The sequence below is a fragment of the Aeromicrobium sp. Root495 genome, assembly GCF_001426755.1.
Taxonomy (GTDB): Bacteria; Actinomycetota; Actinomycetes; order Propionibacteriales; family Nocardioidaceae; genus Aeromicrobium.
Map to the genome: position 1 here is coordinate 2,423,015 of NZ_LMFJ01000001.1, position 16,794 is coordinate 2,439,808.

Here is a 16,794-nt window from a genome sequence, read left to right on the forward strand (position 1 = left end):
GACACCACGACCTCAGGGGGAAGTCATGCGTCTCGTCCTACGCTCTGCCGTGCTGGCGCTCGTCGCGGGCGTCGCGCTGGCCGGCTGCTCGTCCGACTCGGGCTCCGAGCCGGCGGATCGACCCAGCGCCTCGACCACGACACCCGTCCCGGTCACGGAGGAGACGTCGGAGGTGCCCGAGGGCTCGGGCACGGGCGACGTCATCGGCACGATCGGCGACATCTCGCCCGACGACGACTGGAAGGTCTCGTGCAGCGACACCGGCGGCGGTGGCGTCCTCGTGAACGCCGTCGGGTCGGCGCCCAACACGATCCAGGCCACCGTCGTGAAGGGTGAGGTCACCAGGATGACCATCTCCTACGACGAGCTCCTCGTGACGGTTCCCGACGGCTCCGGCCTCTCGGTGCGGACCGTCGCCGACGGCTACGCGTTCTCCGGCTCCGTCGACGTGCCGGGGTCAGGACCGCAGAAGGTCACGCTCGAGCTGGACTGCGGCGCCTGACTAGTCGCTGACCTCGAGCCAGCGGTCCTCGAGCTCCTGCCGCCGACCCACGACCTCGTCGTGCTCGGCCGCCAGGGCGACGAGGCGGGGCGGGTCGGTGGCGTGCTCGACCATGTCGGCCTCGAGGGCCGCCTCGCGCGCCGAGAGCTTCTCGATCTGCCGCTCGAGCCGCGCCACCTCCTTGCGCCGCTCCTGACGCTCCTTCTGCGACACGGGCTCGACCGGGACGGACGCCGGGCTGGAGGCCGACCGGTCGGCCGGCGTGCCACCGCTCGTGGCCGGCTCGCGCGAGCGCAGCCGCAGGTACTCGTCGACGCCGCCGGGGAGGTGACGCAGGTGGCCACCCAGCACGGCGTACTGGTGGTCCGTCACGCGCTCCAGGAGGTACCGGTCGTGCGAGACGACGAGGAGGGTCCCCGGCCACGAGTCGAGCAGGTCCTCCATGGCCGCGAGCATGTCGGTGTCGAGGTCGTTGGTGGGCTCGTCGAGGATCAGGACGTTGGGCTCGTCGAGCAGGATCATGAGGAGCTGGAGCCGGCGCTTCTGCCCACCGGAGAGGTCGGAGATCCTGGTGGAGAGCTGTCCGGAGGAGAAGCCGAGCCGCTCGAGCAGCTGGCCCGGCGACATCTCCTTGCCGGCCGCCTCGTAGGAGGTCCGCTGCTGCGCGACGAGGTCGCGGACCCGGTCGTCTCCCAGGCCGTCGAGCTCGCTGAGCGACTGCGACAGGGCCGCCACGCGGATGGTCTTGCCGCGCTTGACCCGTCCGGCCGTGGGCTCCACCTCACCGGTGACGAGACCCAGCAACGTGCTCTTGCCGGCGCCGTTGACGCCGAGGATCCCCGCGCGCTCGCCGGGCTTGATGCGCCACTCGACGTGGTCGAGCACCCGGTGGTCGCCGTAGGACACCGAGACGTCGAGGATGTCGACGACGTCCTTGCCGAGGCGCGCCGTGGCGAGCTGCATGAGCTCCACGGTGTCGCGCACCGGCGGCTCGCGCTCGATGAGGGCGTTGGCGGCGTCGATGCGGAACTTGGGCTTGGCCGTGCGGGCGGGGGCGCCGCGGCGCAGCCAGGCGAGCTCCTTGCGCATGAGGTTCTGGCGCTTCTCCTCCGACGCCGCGGACTGGCGGTCGCGCTCCACGCGCTGCAGCACGTAGGCGGCGTAGCCACCCTCGAAGGAGTCGACCACGCCGTCGTGGACCTCCCACGTGACGGTGCAGATCTCGTCGAGGAACCAGCGGTCGTGGGTGACGACGGCCCAGGCCGAGACGGGCGAGGACTTGACGTGCTGGGCCAGCCACGTGACGCCCTCGATGTCGAGGTGGTTGGTGGGCTCGTCGAGGAACACGACGTCGTGCTCGCCCACCAGCACCTGTGCGAGCGCCGTGCGCCGACGCTGGCCTCCGCTGAGGTCTCCCACGCGGGCGTCCCAGGGCAGGTCGCTCAGCAGGCCGGACACGACGTCGCGGATGCGTGCGTCGCCGGCCCACTCGTGCTCGGGGCGGTCGCCCACCACGACCTCGGCCACGGTGAGGTCGGGGTCGAGGACGTCGGCCTGGTCGAGCACGCCGATGCGCAGGTCGCGGCGCCACGTGACGCGACCGTCGTCGGGCTCCTGCCGCCGGGCCAGCACCCGCAGCAGGGTGGACTTGCCGTCGCCGTTGCGACCGACGACGCCGATCCGGTCGCCGTCGGCGAGCCCGAGGGACACGCCGTCGAGGATCGTGCGGTCGGGATAGGCCAGTGCGAGGGTCTCCCCGCCGATGAGCGGCGGCACGTCAGACGAGCCGTGCGCCGGGCACGGGGCCGCGCGTCTGGATGACGTCGGCACAACCGCTGGCGCCGGCCAGGGCGAACGAGACGTCGAGCCTGTGGGTCTCGTCGTCGACCAGGAACAGGCACGTGGGCCCCGAGCCGGAGATGAGCGCGCCGAGCGCGCCGGCCTCCATGCCGATCTCGAGGGTGTCGCGCAGCTCAGGTCGCAGGGAGATGGCCGCGTCGGAGAGGTCGTTGGACAGGGCGGCGCCGAGCAGCGCGGCGTCGCCGGCACGAAGCGCCGCCAGGAGCTCGTCGGCGATCTGGGGCTCGTCGACCGTCCTGCCCTCGTTGAGCCGGTCGAACTCGGCGTACACGGCGGGCGTGGAGAGTCCTTGCGAGGCCACGGCGAGCACCCAGTGGTACGAGCCGCGGGCCAGGACGGGGCTCACCGTCTCGCCCCGGCCGCCGCCGATGGCGTTGCCACCGTGGAGCAGGAAGGGGACGTCGCTGCCGAGCTGCGCCGCGTAGGGCTCGAGCTCGGCCTTGGACAGGCCGAGGCCCCACACCTCGTTGCAGGCCACGAGGGCGGCCGCCGCGTCGGCGGAACCTCCCGCGAGGCCGCCGGCGACCGGGATGACCTTGCGGATGGCGAGGTCGACACCGAGGTCGGTGCCGGAGTCGTCGGCGAGCAGCCGGGCCGCCTTGACCGCGATGTTGTCGTCGCCCAGCGGGACGTCGGCCACCTCGGCGGACGGGTCGGCCTCGGAGTGGACCGTGACCGCGATGACGCCGTCGTCGGTGGCCGTGGCCCGCAGCTCGTCGTGCAGGTCGAGCGCCTGGTACACCGTGGCCAGCGGGTGGAAGCCGTCGTCACGCACGGGGCCGACGCCGAGGCTGAGGTTGATCTTGGCGGGAACCCGCACCGAGGCTGACGTCACCCGACCAACCTAGGGGATGCCTCCACCCGTCACACTCGTTGCCGTGACCACCCGGCTCTCCGAGCGACGCACCCTGGTCCTCCTGCTCGCGCTGACGTCCGGGACGGGCATCGTCGACGCCGCGTGCTACCTGGGCCTGGGCCGCGTCTTCACCGGGAACATGACCGGCAACGTCGTCATCCTGGGCATGGGCCTGGCCGGTGCCGAGGACCTCCCCGTCGCGGGGCCGCTCGTGGCGCTCGCCGGGTTCTTCGCGGGTGCTGCGCTGGCCGGACGGTTCGTGCGCGGCCGCCGGGGCTGGGGTCCGTGGACGTCGACGGTGCTCGGCGCCGTCGCCGTCGCGCTGGGCGGCGTGGCCGTCGCGCTGCTGGTCGTCGACGAGTCACCCCACCAGTCCTTCGCCCTGGTCCTCACCGCGGTGCTGGCCACCGCCATGGGCGGGCAGGCCGCCGCCGCGCGCGCCGTGGGCTTCCGTGAGCTGACGACGGTCGCCGTGACCGCCAACCTCGTGGGCCTCGCGTCGGACACGTGGCCGGGCCGCGACTCCCGCCAGGTGGGGGTGGCGCGCGGCCTCGCCGTCGTGGCCATCGTCCTCGGGGCCGCCGTCGGCGCCCTCGTCGTGCAGTGGCACCTCGCTGCCGCGGTGGCTGCGGCCACCGCCGTCGTGGCCACCGTCACCGTGGCGGCCTGGGCACCCACGTCGCCCGGTGCCGGACCGGTCACGCCGGGCTGATCTGGGCGGTGAGCCTGTCACCCGTCCCTGCTGAGGCGGTGAGTGTGTCACCCCTCGACGGCCTGGACGGGTGACACACTCACCGATCAGGCGGGACGCACGAGGGCGAGGGCCTCGTCGCGGGGCAGGCTGCGGCCGGCCTCCAGCTCGCGCTCGAAGCGGTCGAGGCCCAGCTCCTCGCGCAGCCCCGCAGCCAGGTCGAGCCCGTCGCGTACCGACAGGTCCTGACGCCCCCGGAGCTGGTCCGACGCACCGAGCTGCCGAGCGGCCAGCGCGGCATCACCCCGGGCGCGCGTGAGGTGCGCGACCGCGCGGGCGACCCCGGCCAGGATGGGCATGTCCTCCACGCGCTCCCCCTGCTCGAAGCCCTCGCGGATCGCCTCCTGGGCGTCGTCGAGCCGGCCCGCAGCCACCCGGGCGCGGGCGAGGAACCCGAGGAGGGCCGCCCGGGCCTGCGAGCTGCCGAGCGCGGCCCCGCCGTCCTCCGCCGCCTGCTCCTCGAGCATGCGCACCGCTTCCTCGGGCCGACCCGCCAGTACCTCGATCTCCGCCAGGGTGGCCCGCAGGATCCACCGGCCCCGTTCGTGGGAGACCCTCGCCTCCTCGCGGAGCAGCTCCTCGCGCAGCGCCTGCAGGTCGTCACGGCCGGCCGTGACGAGCCGGACGCCCACGATGCGGGACCGCACGAACGACAGGTCCTCCCCCGCTCCCAGCTGCTCGAGCAGGCCCTGCGCCTCGCGCCACGTCGCCACCGCCTCGTCGAGATGGCCGTCGAGGGCGTGCTCGGTGCCGAGCGACGTGAGCGCGCTCGCGAGACCGGAGCGGTCGCCGACCTCGCGGAAGCCCTCGACCGCCGCCAGGAGCCGCTCCCGGTCCGCCGGCCCCGTGCCGGCGTTGTCGCTCAGCACGACGCCCATGATCGCGATGACGGACCGGGTCCACAGGTCGGTGGGCTCGGGCAGCATCCGGTCGCCCGACCGGCCGAACCAGGCGAGGACGTGGATCACGATGTCGGCCCAGTGGCCGTGGGCTCGTCCGGTGTCGTAGGCGGCCAGGATGGCTGCCACGTGCTCGTCGGCCGACGTCGACCGCCCGGTCCGGCTCATCTCCCCGACGATGGCGAGGCCGTGCAGCAGCATCTCGGAGACGGGGTCGTCGCTCGGCGGGAGCGCCATGACCTCGCCGATCCAGGCGCCGAACTCGTCCTCCTGGCCACGCATGGCCCAGTACCAGGCCGCCACCTGCAGGATCTGGCCCGCGCCGGCGCGGTCGTGCACGTCGATCGCGAAGCGCAGCGCGGCTGCCACGTTGCCCCACTCCACGTCGATGACCTCGAGCGAGCGCAGCTGTTCTGGCCCCCGCAGGAGAGGACCGTGGTGCTGGAGCATCGCGACGACGTGGGCGAGGTGCGCGCGCCGGACGCTCGTGACCGTGCCTGCCTCGACGAGCCGCTCGGTCCCGAACTCGCGCAGGGTCTCCAGCATCCGGAACCGCGGCTCACCCTCGCCCCGGACCGGGGTCAGGAGCGACTTGTCCGCCAGGGAGGCGAGCAGGTCGGCGGCGTCGACCTCGTCGATGCCGCCCACCGCGGCGGCGCCCGCAGCCGTGACACCGGCCGGGAACACCGCAAGCCTCTCGGCGAGGTCGCGCTCCTCGGGCTCCAGGAGGTCCCAGCTCCACTCCACGACGGCCCGCAGGGTGCGGTGGCGCGGCAGCGCGGTCCGGCTGCCTCCGGTCAGGAGCCGGAACCGGTCACCGAGACGCGCCGCCACCTGCTGGACGCTCGACGTCCTGAGCCGGGCGGCGGCGAGCTCAAGGGCGAGCGGCTGGCCGTCGAGCCGACGGCCGACGTCGAGCACTGCGGGCAGCGTGTCGGCATCGAGGACGAAGGACGGGTCGGCCGCCTGCGCGCGCTCGACGAACAGCCGCACGGCACTGAACTCGAGCGCGTCCTCGACCGGGACGCCCTGCTCGGGCACCGCGAGCGGCTCGATGGGGTGGACCAGCTCGCCGATCAGCCGGAGCGGCTCACGGCTCGTCGCCAGGACGCGGAGACCGGGGGCCCGCGACAGCAGGTCGTCGACGAGTCTCGCGGCGGCGTCGATCACGTGCTCGCAGTTGTCGAGGACGACGAGGCCGTGCAGGTCGGCCGCACCCTCGAGCAGCCGCGAGCGGTCGTCCGTCGCGCCTCGACGCCGGCCGTCGAGCGTGGCCACCTCCACGAGGTCGAGTGCTCCGAGGGTCGTCCGCACGACGTCGGCCTCGGAGGCCACCGACGCCAGCTCGACGAGCCACACGTCGCCCGAGCCCCGGGCCGACTCGATGGAGAGGCGCGTCTTGCCCGCTCCTCCCGGCCCGAGGATCGTGACGAGCCGGTGCGAGCGGAGCGCTGCGCGAAGGTCGTGGACGGCCTGGTCGCGTCCCACGAACGACGTGAGGGCGACAGGCAGCCGGGCTGCGTGGTGGCGGACCTGCCCGACCTCGCCGCGCAGCAGGCGGGTGTGCATGTCCTGCAGGGCAGGCGACGGGTCGGTGCCGAGGTCGTCGGCGAGCCGGCGGCGCAGCTCGTCGTACGCGTCGAGCGCCTCGGCGGGCCGGCCGCTCGCCGCGAGGGCCTCGAGCCGCAGGCGCCAGAGGTCCTCGCGGTAGGGATGGTCCTGCGTGAGGACGGCGAGCTCGGTCACCAGGGCCGAGGTGGGGCCGGACCTGAGGCGCTCGGCGACGTCGAGCTCGACCGCCAGCAGGCGCGACTCCGCAAGGCTGCTCAGCACGTCGTCCACGAACGGCGGCCCCCCGGCGTCGGCGAAGGGCTCGCCCCGCCACAACGCCGCCGCGGCGCCGTCGCCCTCGGCGATCCCACGGCGCAGGTCGCCCACGTCGGTCGAGCTCGTGCTCAGCACGTAGCCGGACGCGGTGGAGACGAGTGCGCCGTCGGGGAGGCGTCGGCGGGTCCGGGACACCACCGACTGGAGCGCGTTGGCGGCGTCGGCAGGGAGGTCGTCGCCCCAGAGGTCGTCGATCAGCGTCGACGCCGGCACGGCGCGGCCGTCCGCGAGGGCGAGCCGACCGACGAGGGCACGGTTGCGCGCGCCGCCGAGGTCGATCTCACGACCGTCGGCGAGCACCCTCACCGGACCCAGGACCTCGACACGCACCCGCCCATCATGACGGACGGGAGGTGCCGTCACACGGCCCCGGCGCTCCCGTCCGTCCCGAGCTCAGGCGAGGTTCACCTCGACCGGGACGGCCGTGCGGAGCGTGTGACCGACGGGCGAGGTGGCCAGCACCTTGGCGTGCAGCGCGTCGACCTCCTCGCGCGGTGCGGACGTCTCCAGCGTCACGTCGGCGCTGATGCCGGAGAATCCCGCGTGGCCCTCCTTGAGCCCGAGGAACACGTGGAGGTCCACGTCGCCCTTGACGTCGATCCGCAGGGCGTCGATCTCGATCCCGGCCAGCGTCGCGTTGGCCGCGTAGCCCACCGCGAGGCAGTTGCCCAGGGCGCCGAGGAGCTGCTCCACGGGGTTGGCGGCGGTGTCGTCGCCGCCCAGGCCGGCCGGCTCGTCGGAGGACACGGGCGAGAACGTGCGGACGCGCGAGGACGACTGGAAGGCGCGGTCCCACGTGACGTGCGCGGCCCACGTGGTCTGCGCCGCGCTGGGGTCGGCCTGGATCGACCCGACGAGCGCGCCGACCGCGGCGAGGTCGACGTCGTTGAGCTGCTGGGTGGTGGTCTGCGACATGGTGGCTCCTGAGGTGGGTGGACCTCCAGCCTGACCGCGGACCGAGCGGTGCGGCCGTCCTCTCGCTCCGTGAGACGTGGTCGGGACGGACGCCTCGACAGCCCATCATGGCCGGCGCCGTCCGGGACGTCAGGCGCTGCGCAGGTAGGCGCGCGGCGTCACGCCGAGGACCCGTCGGAAGTGCCGGATGAGGTGAGACTGGTCGTGGAACCCCACCTCCACCGCGACGTCGGCGGCGGCCTCGCCGGCCAGCAGGAGCCGCCGGGCGCGATCGACCCGCCGGCCCGTCAGGTACTGGTGCGGCGGGATGCCGTACTCGCGGCGGAACGCCCGGACGACGTGGGTGGGATCGACGCCCAGCTGGGCCGCCATCTCCACGAGCGTCGGTGCCTCGGCGCCGCAGGCGTCCAGGCGGTCGCGCACCTCGCGCGCCACTCCTCGGCCCTGACGCCGCGACACCGGCGGCCGCCAGAGGTCGAGCCGGCCACCGATCTCCTCCGACACGAGCGCGAGCCGCGACTCCGCCTCGAGGCTGTCGCCCAGCTCGAGCGCGTCGTGCAGCCGGGACACCGACCGTGCGAGGTCGGCTCCGACGAGGGGAGCCGAGACGGCCGGACCGACCAGGCCCGCGTCGAGCCAGGTCTGCTCGAGGTAGAGGACACGCTTGTCGAAGCCATCGACGTGGATGGCCCGGCCGTCGTGGGGGACGTCGGGAGGCAGGACCGTGACAGACCCCGGAGCGGCCCGGTGCGGGCGGCCGTCGAGCGCGTAGTCCACGCCGCCGGTGTCGACGAGCAGGAGCGTCCACGTGCCGTGGACGTGCGCCGGGTAGGCGTGCTCGGTGAAGTGGGCGTGCAGCACCTCGGTGACTCCTGGCACCTCCGGACGCCAGGCCCTCGCCTGCTCGCGCGCCATGTCAGGAACGTACAAGACCGGGCCCGCCGCCACGGACGATCGTGATGGCATGACCGAGCCCCATCCCGACGCCCCCGTCCGCTTCGACACCAAGATCGTCGTCCTGCTCCGCACCGACCTCGCACCGTGGCAGGCGCTCAACGTGACGGCGTTCCTCGTCAGCGGCATCACCGCGGCCCATCCCGAGGCTGTCGGCGAGCCCTACGCCGACGCCGACGGGACCCCCTACCTCGCGCTCCTGGGCCAGCCGGTCGTCGTGCTGGGCGGGACCGCGGAGCAGCTGACCGCCTCCCACGCGAAGGCCGTCGGCCGCGGTCTCGACCAGGCCGTCTACACCCGCGAGATGTTCTCGACCGGCCACGACGCCGCCAACCGGGCGGCCGTCCGCGCGGTGGGACGTGACGACCTCGACCTCGTGGGCATCGCGCTCCACGGACCCAAGAACGCCGTCGACAAGACCGTCAAGGGCATCCCGCTCCACTCTTGACCCGCCGGGCGGTGGATGTGCCACCGGATGGACCCTCATACGGTGGAGGATCCACCGCCCACCACGGTCCCGGGGCTAGATGAGGCGGCGGTCGCTGGCCCACTTGGTGAGCTCGTGGCGGCTCGAGAGCTGGAGCTTGCGCAGGACGCTGGAGACGTGGGTCTCGACGGTCTTGATGGAGATGAACAGCTCCTTGGCCACCTCCTTGTAGGCGTAGCCGCGGGCGATGAGCCGCATGACCTCGCGCTCTCGCTCCGTGAGCCGGTCGAGGTCCTCGTCGACCTGGGCCACCTCGATCGTGCCGGCGAACGCGTCGAGCACGAATCCGGCGAGGCGCGGGCTGAAGACGGCGTCGCCGCCGGCCACGCGGGTGAGCGCGTCGACGAGCTCGGGACCGGAGATGTTCTTGGTGACGTAGCCGCGGGCACCGGCCCGGATGATGCCGATGACGTCCTCGGCGGCGTCGCTCACCGACAGCGCCAGGAACGTCGTGCTGCTCAGGTGGCCCACGCGGCGCAGCACCTCGGCGCCGCCTCCGCCGGGCATGTGGACGTCGAGCAGCACGACGTCGGGACGCGTGGCCTCCACGAGCGCGACCGCCGTGTCGACGTCCTCGGCCTCCCCCACGACGTCGACCACGCCCGACAGCTCCGTCCGCACCCCGGTGCGGAACATGGCGTGGTCGTCGACGATGGCGACGCGGAGCGTGCCCGGGTCGATCTCGGTCCGGTCGCTGCTGGGCTCGGTCATGCGTTCTCCTCGTCGGGGTGGCGTACAGGCATGCGCAGGACGACCTCGGTGCCCTCGCCGAGCGCGCTGCGGACCTCGGCGGTCCCGCCGTGCCGCTCGACGCGACCGACGATCGAGCCCCGCACGCCCATGCGGTCCTCGGCCACCGCGGCGGGGTCGAACCCGACGCCCCGGTCGCGCACGAACACCTCGAACCGTCGGCCGTCGCACTCGCCGTAGACGTCGACACGGTCGACGCCGGAGTGCTTGGCCGCGTTCACGACCGCCTCACGGGTGGCCCGCACGAGCGCGCTCACGTCGGCGTCGAGCGGTGCGTCTCCGACGACGATGAGCTCGACGGGGACCTGGTGGAGGTCCTCGACCTCGGTGACCACCGAGCGCAGCGCCGCCGCGAAGGAGTCGCCCTCGGCCTGCTCGTCGCCGTAGAGCCAGGCCCGCAGCTCGCGCTCCTGGCGCCGGGCGAGCGTGGCCACGGTGGCCTGGTCCCCCGCGTTCTTCTGCAGCAGGGCGAGCGTCTGGAGCACGGAGTCGTGCAGGTGCGCCGCGACGTCGGCCCGCTCCTGCGACCGGATGCGCTCGCGCCGCTCCGCGGTGAGGTCGGAGAGGAGCCGGGTGATCCACGGCCCAATGAGCAGGGCGAGGCCGACGAGCGCGATGACGGTCGCGGACAGCAGGTCGACGAGGGCGTTCCACCCGCGCTCCCGGGTGACGACGTAGAGCATGGCCGCGGCCAGCATCGCCACGCCGGCTGCGACGCGGACGGCGAACGCCCAACCGTCGGTCTGGCGGATGAAGCGGCTCAGGGCGGCGTCGTCCAGCTGTCGCCAGACGAGCGCGATGCCCACGATGGCCAGGAGCGCCGGGAGGAGCAAGGAGTCGTTGACGCCGCGGCCCAGGACCTGCATGAGGACCAGGACACCGACCCCCAGGGCGGCCACCGCGACGGTCTGCACGATCTCGCGCCGGCCCGGTCCCGACCGCGAGCGCAGTCCTCGGCGCGTGGCCGACTCCAGGCCCGGGCTCGAGGCCGGCTCCGCGAGCGGCAGCAGACGCCAGAGGACGAGGTACACGAGGACCCCGACGCCGTTGAACCAGGTGGCCACGACGAGCGCGACGCGCACCCAGACCGGCGGGAGGCCCAGGTGCTCGGCCAGCCCCGCGGCCACGCCCCCGACGATGCGGCTCTCGACCGGACGCACGGCACGCCGGGGCGTGTACGTCGTCGAGGCCGGTCGCCCGGGCGCCTGGGGGGTGGAGGTCACGAGGTCAAGCCTCACACGCGCGTGAGCACGGACGCCACACCCGACGCCCCTGCCCCGCCCCTGGACCACCGACCCCGGGAGCCCCGGGGTCGGACCAGGGTCGTACCCGATGGTCCTGGGGCGCCCGCCCGGCGAGGCTGGAGCCATGAACGACACCACCACGGCCTCCGAGGCCCCCGAGGACCGCGGCTTCGACCCGCAGCGCGTCCGCACCCTGACCGACATGCGACGCAGCCGGGACGACCGCATGGTCGCCGGCGTCTGCACCGGCGTCGCCCGTCACCTCGACATCGACCCCGTCATCGTCCGGGTCGTCATCGCCGCCCTGACCTTCGTGGGCCTGGCCGGACCGATCCTCTACCTCGCCGCCTGGTTCCTCGTCCCCTCCGACGACGCCGAGCGCAGCATCGCGGCCGACTGGTTCAACCTCGACGAGCAGGAGGAGCGGGTCCGCACCGTGGGGCTCATCGGCGCCGCCGCCGTTGCCGCGATCAGCGTCGTGAGCGACGGCAGCTGGGGCGGGGGGCCTCCGGGAGAAGTTCTCTTCTGGGTGGTCGTCCCGACGGCGATCCTCTACTGGTTCTTCGCCGTGCTGCCCCGGCGCCGTCGCGAGGCCAGGGGGCTCGCCACGACGGCGAGCTCGCCCACCACGGCCACGACGGCTGCCACGGCCGTCGACGGGGCGCCGCCGTCGGGCATCGAGTCCACCGCCGTCATCCCGACCGGTTCCCCGCGGCCCCGTCGTCCCCGGCGCTCGCCGGCCCTGGCGTGGCTCACGCTGTCGGTCGTGGCCGTCGTGCTGGGCGCCCTCGGCATGTGGGACGCGGCGCACGCCTCGGCCGACGTCACCTGGCTGACCTACATCGCGACCGCGCTCGGCATCGTCGGCCTGGGGCTCGTGGTCGGGTCCGTCGTCGGCCACGGCCTCTGGCTCGTCCCCCTCGGCATCCTGCTCGCCGTCGTCCTGGCCATCGGCTCGGTGGTGCCCAGCGGGAAGATCGGCGAGGACCATCACGCGCCGCTCACCGCGTCGCAGGTGCGTTCTGAGTACCGGCTCGGCATCGGCGACTTCCGGCTCGACCTGCGCGACGTCGCCGACCCCGACCAGCTCGTGGGACGCACCATCTCGGTGGACCAGGGCATCGGGTCCCTCGAGGTCATCGTCCCCGAGGGAACGCCCGTCACCGTCAGGAGCCATGTCCGGGGCGGCGACATCGAGGTCTTCGGCCGGCAGGAGAGCGGAACCGACCGTCGGCTCGACACCGTGGGCATCCGCTCCCGGTCCCTCACCATCGAGGCCGACATGGGCCTCGGCCAGATCAAGGTGGTCGACCAGTGACCCGTCATCCGTTCAACATCGCCAGCTTCGTCGCAGGAGTCATCATGCTCGGTCTCAGCCTGCAGTGGTTCGTCCGCCGGCACGACCTCGTCGACACGACCCAGACAGCCCTCATCGGGGCAGCCGTCCTCATCGCCGCCGGCCTGGCCGGCATCACCGCAACCCTCAGGAGCAAGCCATGAGCAGCACACCGGGAACACCCAAGAAGCTCGTCCGCAGCCGCGACGACAAGTGGCTGAGCGGCGTCTGCGGCGGCCTCGCCGAGTACACCGGCGTCGACGTCACCCTCATCCGCATCGTGGTCCTCGTGGGCACCGTCATCGGGTTCGGCTCGCTGCTCGTGGCCTACGTGGTGGCCTGGATCCTGATGCCGGCCGTGGAGCGTCCGCAGCCCCCGGTGGTCATCCAGCAGCCGGCACCGCAGCCCGGAACGCCTCCCGAGCCGCCCACGCCGTCTGCGTGAAGTCCGAGAAGACGCCGTCGACGCCTGCCTCGAAGAACCGCAGGTACTCGGCCGCAGCGTCACCGTGCGCCGAGCGCGCGGTGCCGACGCGGTAGTCGAGCGGCAGGAAGTTGTTCTCGTCGCGCATCGTCCAGATGTGCACCCAGAGACCGGCCTCGTGGGCCCTGCCCACGAGGCCGGTCTCGTCCGTGAGGCGGTGGTCCGGGGCACGCTCGATCACGAGGCTCTTGTTGGGTCCGATCCCGTCGGCGTAGGCCGCCACGAACTCCAGGCCGTCGGCGGTCGTGAGGTCCGCGTAGGTGCGGGGGTCGCCGGAGGCCACGAAGTCGAACGGGGCCCCGGCACGATCCATGAGCTGCACGAGCGGCGCGGGCGTGCGCGGCCGGAGCTCCTGGAGGTTGGCCGACTCCATCGACTGGATCACCACCGGGACGTCGGCGTCGTCGTCGTTGATGCCGAGCCTTTCCATCTCGGCCACGAGGAGGTCGTTGAGGTCGAGGTCGAGGTCGTGGAAGTACGTGGGGTGCTTGGTCTCGACGTAGACGCCGACCCGGCGGCCGATCTCGGCCTCGTTGGCGTCGCGGGCGATCTGGACCACCTCGGCGAACGTCAGGATGGGTTCCCGGCCCGCCAGCACCAGGTTCTGCGGCCGGAGCTGCGGCAGCCGCTCCCGCGTCCGCAGCCTCTTGAGCTCGGCGAGGGTGAAGTCCTCCGTGAACCAGCCGCTGAACGGGACGCCGTCGACGACCTTGGTGGTGCGGCGCTCGGTGAACTCGGGGTGCTCGGCGACGTCGGTCGTGTGGCCGATCTCGTTCTCGTGCCGGACCACGAGATGGCCGTCACGGGTGGCCACGACGTCGGGCTCGATGAAGTCGGTGCCGAGCTCAATGGCCAGCTCGTACGACGGGCGGGTGTGCTCGAGCCGGTGGCCCGGCACGCCGCGGTGCGCGATGAGGACCGGAGCGCCCTCCTGGACCGAGCCGGTCATGGCACCGCCCGAACCAGCCGGACCGCGCCGTCGCGCCGCGGGTCCGCCGCGGCCTCCAGGTGGACGGTGCCGTCGGGCAGGGGGCGGCGGACCGTGGCACCCACCCCGCCGAAGTACATCGTCAGGTCGGTCTCGCGCTTCACGACCTCGTCGGGTCGGCCGGCGCGGTGCACGTGCACACGCGGGTGGTTGACCGCCTGCTGAAGGGTGAGCCCTCCCGTGCAGTAGCCCGCGAGGACCTGCGCCAGGGCCGTGGAGATCCGATCGGCACCCGGGGAGCCGATGGCCAGCGAGGCACCGTCGTCGTGCTGCGCCACGGTGGGCGCCATGTTGGAGAGCAGCCGCGTGCCGGGGGCGAGGCCGTGAAGACCCCTCGGGTTGAGCTCCTGCTCACCGAGGCAGTTGTTGAGCCAGATCCCGGTGCCGCGCGCGATCATGCCCGATCCGTAGCCCGACGACACGGTCACGGCGCAGGAGCTGCCCTCGCTGTCGGAGGCGGACACATGGGCCGTCGAGGCCGGGCGGTCGGCGTTGCGCGCGGTGGGTGGGAGGCCGTCGAGCATCGCGAGGTAGGCCTGCGCATCGCGCTCGAGGTCGTCGCTGGGGTCGAGCACGTCGAGACGATGACCCAGCACGAGTCGCTCCACCTCGACCATGCGCTCGACGTCGGCGTCGCTCCAGGATCCGCCGCTGGTCGCCTCGGGCCTTCCGTCGAGCAGGCGCAGCATGGCCGCGACGCACACGCCCCCGACCGAGGGCACCGGGTTGGTGCCGAGCCGCCACGGCCCCACCTGCGCGACGAGCGACGGGCGGACCACCGGCCGGTAGGCGGCGAGGTCGCGGGCCGACAGGATCCCGCCGCGCTCCACGACGTCGGCGCTGATGAGCCGCGCGAGGTCGCCGGTGTGGAGCGCGGATGCGCCCTCGTCGGCGATGAGCTGGAGCGACGCCGCCAGGTCGGGGACCACGATCGGCTCGCTCGTGAGCTCGCCCTCGAAGCCCGGCCTGAGGTCGTGCACCGCAGAACGGCTCTGGTCGTCCCAGCCGAAGATGTCGTCGTGGACGTACTCGAGGTAGTACCGCGAGGCAGACCCGAGCCGGAAGCCCTCGCGGGCCACCTCGATGGCCGGTGCCACCACCTCGTGCCACGGGGCGACGCCCCAGCGTCGGTGGGCCTCCTCGAACGCCGCCACGGCTCCGTGCGCAGCGACGGACCCGGCGCCGATGGTGATGTCGACGCCGCCGCCGTAGGCCGTGCTGACGTCCCAGGTCCCGGACTGCTTCACCCCGACGTCCCGGCCGGGCATGTCCATCCAGCCGTCGACGGTCACGGGCGCCGAGCCGTCGGCGGGCTGCACCGTGACGAACCCGCCGGAGCTCAACGAGACGATGCCCACCTCGTTGACCATCGTCACGAGCGCGGCGGCCAGGGCGGCGTCCACGGCGTTGCCGCCGAGGAGCGCGAGACGCTCACCCGCGGCGGCCGCGGCCTCGTTCGGCGCGGCGACCGCGACATCGGGCATGACTCGACCCTATCCACGCGGAGGCCTCCCGGCGGGGACCGACGGCCACCGGGCGACCGATAGAGTGGGGGACGGTGAGCCGGGAAGTCTGGTCGGCATCGTGTCGTCGACCCCGAAGGATCCCATGAAGCACTCCAACGACCGCCTGTTCTCCCGCGGTTCGTGGCCCGAGGCGAGCCGCGTGGCCGACGTCCTGCGCACCGAGACCGTCGGCGGTGTCCTTCTCGTCGCCGCTGCGATCGTCGGCATCGTGGCCGCCAACACCGGCGACTGGTACGCCGACCTGCGGGACACCGTGGTGGGGCCCTCGGCGCTGCACCTCGACCTGAGCCTGGGCACCTGGGCCGCAGACGGCCTGCTCGCGATCTTCTTCTTCGTGGTCGGCCTCGAGCTCAAGCGCGAGTTCGTGGCCGGCGACCTTCGCGACCCGCGTCGCGCCGCGGTCCCGATGGTGGCGGCGCTCGGCGGCATGGTCGTCCCGGCGCTCATCTTCACCGCCATCAACCTCGATGGCGCCGTCCGCGGCTGGGCCATCCCCACCGCCACCGACATCGCCTTCGCCGTCGCGGTGCTCGCCCTGCTCGGCAGCCACCTGCCGACAGCGCTCCGCACGTTCCTGCTCACCCTGGCGATCGTCGACGACCTGCTCGCCATCACGGTGATCGCCATCTTCTACACCGACAGCCTCCACCTGCAGTGGCTCGCTCTGGCCGTGCTGCCGATCGGCGCGTTCGCCGTGCTCGTGCAACGGCGCATCCGCTCGCCGTGGCTGCTCGTCCCGCTCGCCCTGACGGCCTGGGCGCTGGTGCACGCCTCCGGGGTCCACGCCACGGTGGCCGGTGTCCTGCTCGGTTTCACGGTGCCGGTCCTGCGGCGCGACGGCGCGGACGCGCCCGGCCTCGCCGACCACCTCGAGCACGTCGTCCGGCCGCTCTCGGCCGGGTTCGCGGTCCCCGTCTTCGCCTTCTTCTCCGCCGGGGTGGTCGTGAGCAGCGACGCCCTGGGCGAGGCGGTGTCGTCGCCCATCACGATCGGTGTCGTGCTCGGCCTCGTCGTCGGCAAGACCATCGGCATCCTGGGCGCCACGTGGCTCATGTCGCGGTTCACGGGTGCCGAGCTCGACGACGAGCTGTCGTGGTGGGACCTGCTGGGGATGTCGATCCTCGCCGGCATCGGATTCACGGTCTCGCTGCTCATCGCCGAGCTGGCCTTCGGAGCCGGCAGCCCGGAGGCCGAGCACGCCAAGCTGGGCGTGCTCGTGGGCACGCTCCTCGCCACGGTCCTGGCCGCCGTGGTGCTGCGGACCCGCGAGCACGTGTACCGCGCCATCTCCGAGCAGGAGACGAGGGACGACGACGCCGACGGCGTGCCCGACGTCTACCAGCGCGACGAGTGAC

16 protein-coding genes are annotated in these 16,794 nt (G+C 73.2%); 7 read left to right on the forward strand and 9 right to left on the reverse strand.

Annotated elements, in window-relative coordinates; translation table 11 throughout:
- Positions 1–25: 25 nt before the first annotated feature.
- Entirely contained in the window at positions 26–502 is a 477-nt protein-coding gene (locus ASD11_RS12105) for a hypothetical protein (protein ID WP_056287465.1), read from the forward strand.
- Here the strand turns inward: ASD11_RS12105 and ASD11_RS12110 are convergent, their stop codons facing one another.
- Together ASD11_RS12110 and ASD11_RS12115 are read right to left on the reverse strand one after the other, a co-directional pair.
- Positions 503–2,278: an ABC-F family ATP-binding cassette domain-containing protein gene (locus ASD11_RS12110; RefSeq protein ID WP_056287467.1), complete on the reverse strand. Its 1,776-nt coding sequence runs from the start codon at positions 2,276–2,278 to the stop codon at positions 503–505.
- A gap of 1 nt (position 2,279) precedes the next feature.
- The gene (locus ASD11_RS12115) at positions 2,280–3,197 is read right to left on the reverse strand and encodes a 4-(cytidine 5'-diphospho)-2-C-methyl-D-erythritol kinase (RefSeq protein WP_056287469.1); all 918 of its coding nucleotides are present in this window, start codon (positions 3,195–3,197) and stop codon (positions 2,280–2,282) included.
- A gap of 43 nt (positions 3,198–3,240) precedes the next feature.
- On the opposite strand from ASD11_RS12115, the gene ASD11_RS12120 reads away from it, so the two are divergent.
- Entirely contained in the window at positions 3,241–3,930 is a 690-nt protein-coding gene (locus tag ASD11_RS12120; RefSeq protein WP_056287471.1) for a YoaK family protein, read from the forward strand.
- 86 nt (positions 3,931–4,016) lie between these two features.
- Here the strand turns inward: ASD11_RS12120 and ASD11_RS12125 are convergent, their stop codons facing one another.
- From ASD11_RS12125 to ASD11_RS12135, 3 genes are all read right to left on the reverse strand, one after another.
- Positions 4,017–7,085: a BTAD domain-containing putative transcriptional regulator gene (locus ASD11_RS12125; protein ID WP_056287472.1), complete on the reverse strand. Its 3,069-nt coding sequence runs from the start codon at positions 7,083–7,085 to the stop codon at positions 4,017–4,019.
- Between the two features lie 63 nt (positions 7,086–7,148).
- Positions 7,149–7,670, reverse strand: coding sequence for an OsmC family protein (locus ASD11_RS12130; RefSeq protein WP_056287474.1), 522 nt, complete (start codon positions 7,668–7,670; stop codon positions 7,149–7,151).
- 129 nt (positions 7,671–7,799) lie between these two features.
- Positions 7,800–8,585, reverse strand: coding sequence for a helix-turn-helix transcriptional regulator (locus ASD11_RS12135; RefSeq protein ID WP_056287476.1), 786 nt, complete (start codon positions 8,583–8,585; stop codon positions 7,800–7,802).
- Positions 8,586–8,634: 49 nt separating this feature from the next.
- On the opposite strand from ASD11_RS12135, the gene ASD11_RS12140 reads away from it, so the two are divergent.
- Positions 8,635–9,072 (forward strand): DUF2000 domain-containing protein, encoded by a 438-nt coding sequence (locus tag ASD11_RS12140; protein WP_056287478.1) that lies wholly within the window; start codon positions 8,635–8,637, stop codon positions 9,070–9,072.
- 75 nt (positions 9,073–9,147) lie between these two features.
- On the opposite strand, the gene ASD11_RS12145 is transcribed toward ASD11_RS12140, so the two are convergent.
- The gene (locus ASD11_RS12145) at positions 9,148–9,822 is read right to left on the reverse strand and encodes a response regulator (protein WP_056287479.1); all 675 of its coding nucleotides are present in this window, start codon (positions 9,820–9,822) and stop codon (positions 9,148–9,150) included.
- A complete protein-coding gene (locus ASD11_RS12150; RefSeq protein ID WP_056287481.1) occupies positions 9,819–11,084 on the reverse strand; it encodes an ATP-binding protein in 1,266 nt (421 codons plus the stop codon). Before ASD11_RS12150 ends, ASD11_RS12145 begins: the two co-directional genes overlap by 4 nt.
- Positions 11,085–11,229: 145 nt before the next feature.
- Between ASD11_RS12150 and ASD11_RS12155 the strand changes: the two genes are divergently transcribed.
- The 3 genes from ASD11_RS12155 to ASD11_RS12165 are packed head-to-tail and all read left to right on the forward strand — an operon-like array spanning position 11,230 to position 12,886.
- Positions 11,230–12,423: a PspC domain-containing protein gene (locus ASD11_RS12155; protein ID WP_056287483.1), complete on the forward strand. Its 1,194-nt coding sequence runs from the start codon at positions 11,230–11,232 to the stop codon at positions 12,421–12,423.
- The gene (locus ASD11_RS12160; protein ID WP_056287485.1) at positions 12,420–12,605 is read left to right on the forward strand and encodes a hypothetical protein; all 186 of its coding nucleotides are present in this window, start codon (positions 12,420–12,422) and stop codon (positions 12,603–12,605) included. Before ASD11_RS12155 ends, ASD11_RS12160 begins: the two co-directional genes overlap by 4 nt.
- Positions 12,602–12,886, forward strand: coding sequence for a PspC domain-containing protein (locus tag ASD11_RS12165; protein WP_082554328.1), 285 nt, complete (start codon positions 12,602–12,604; stop codon positions 12,884–12,886). Before ASD11_RS12160 ends, ASD11_RS12165 begins: the two co-directional genes overlap by 4 nt.
- On the opposite strand, the gene ASD11_RS12170 is transcribed toward ASD11_RS12165, so the two are convergent.
- Together ASD11_RS12170 and ASD11_RS12175 are read right to left on the reverse strand one after the other, a co-directional pair.
- Positions 12,825–13,874 (reverse strand): glycerophosphodiester phosphodiesterase family protein, encoded by a 1,050-nt coding sequence (locus ASD11_RS12170; RefSeq protein ID WP_056287487.1) that lies wholly within the window; start codon positions 13,872–13,874, stop codon positions 12,825–12,827. The two genes, ASD11_RS12165 and ASD11_RS12170, sit on opposite strands and share 62 nt — an antisense overlap.
- Positions 13,871–15,397, reverse strand: a complete 1,527-nt coding sequence (locus tag ASD11_RS12175) for a gamma-glutamyltransferase (RefSeq protein ID WP_056287489.1) — start codon at positions 15,395–15,397, stop codon at positions 13,871–13,873. Before ASD11_RS12175 ends, ASD11_RS12170 begins: the two co-directional genes overlap by 4 nt.
- Positions 15,398–15,521: 124 nt before the next feature.
- On the opposite strand from ASD11_RS12175, the gene nhaA reads away from it, so the two are divergent.
- The gene (nhaA, locus tag ASD11_RS12180; RefSeq protein WP_056287491.1) at positions 15,522–16,793 is read left to right on the forward strand and encodes a Na+/H+ antiporter NhaA; all 1,272 of its coding nucleotides are present in this window, start codon (positions 15,522–15,524) and stop codon (positions 16,791–16,793) included.
- Position 16,794: the final 1 nt, after the last annotated feature.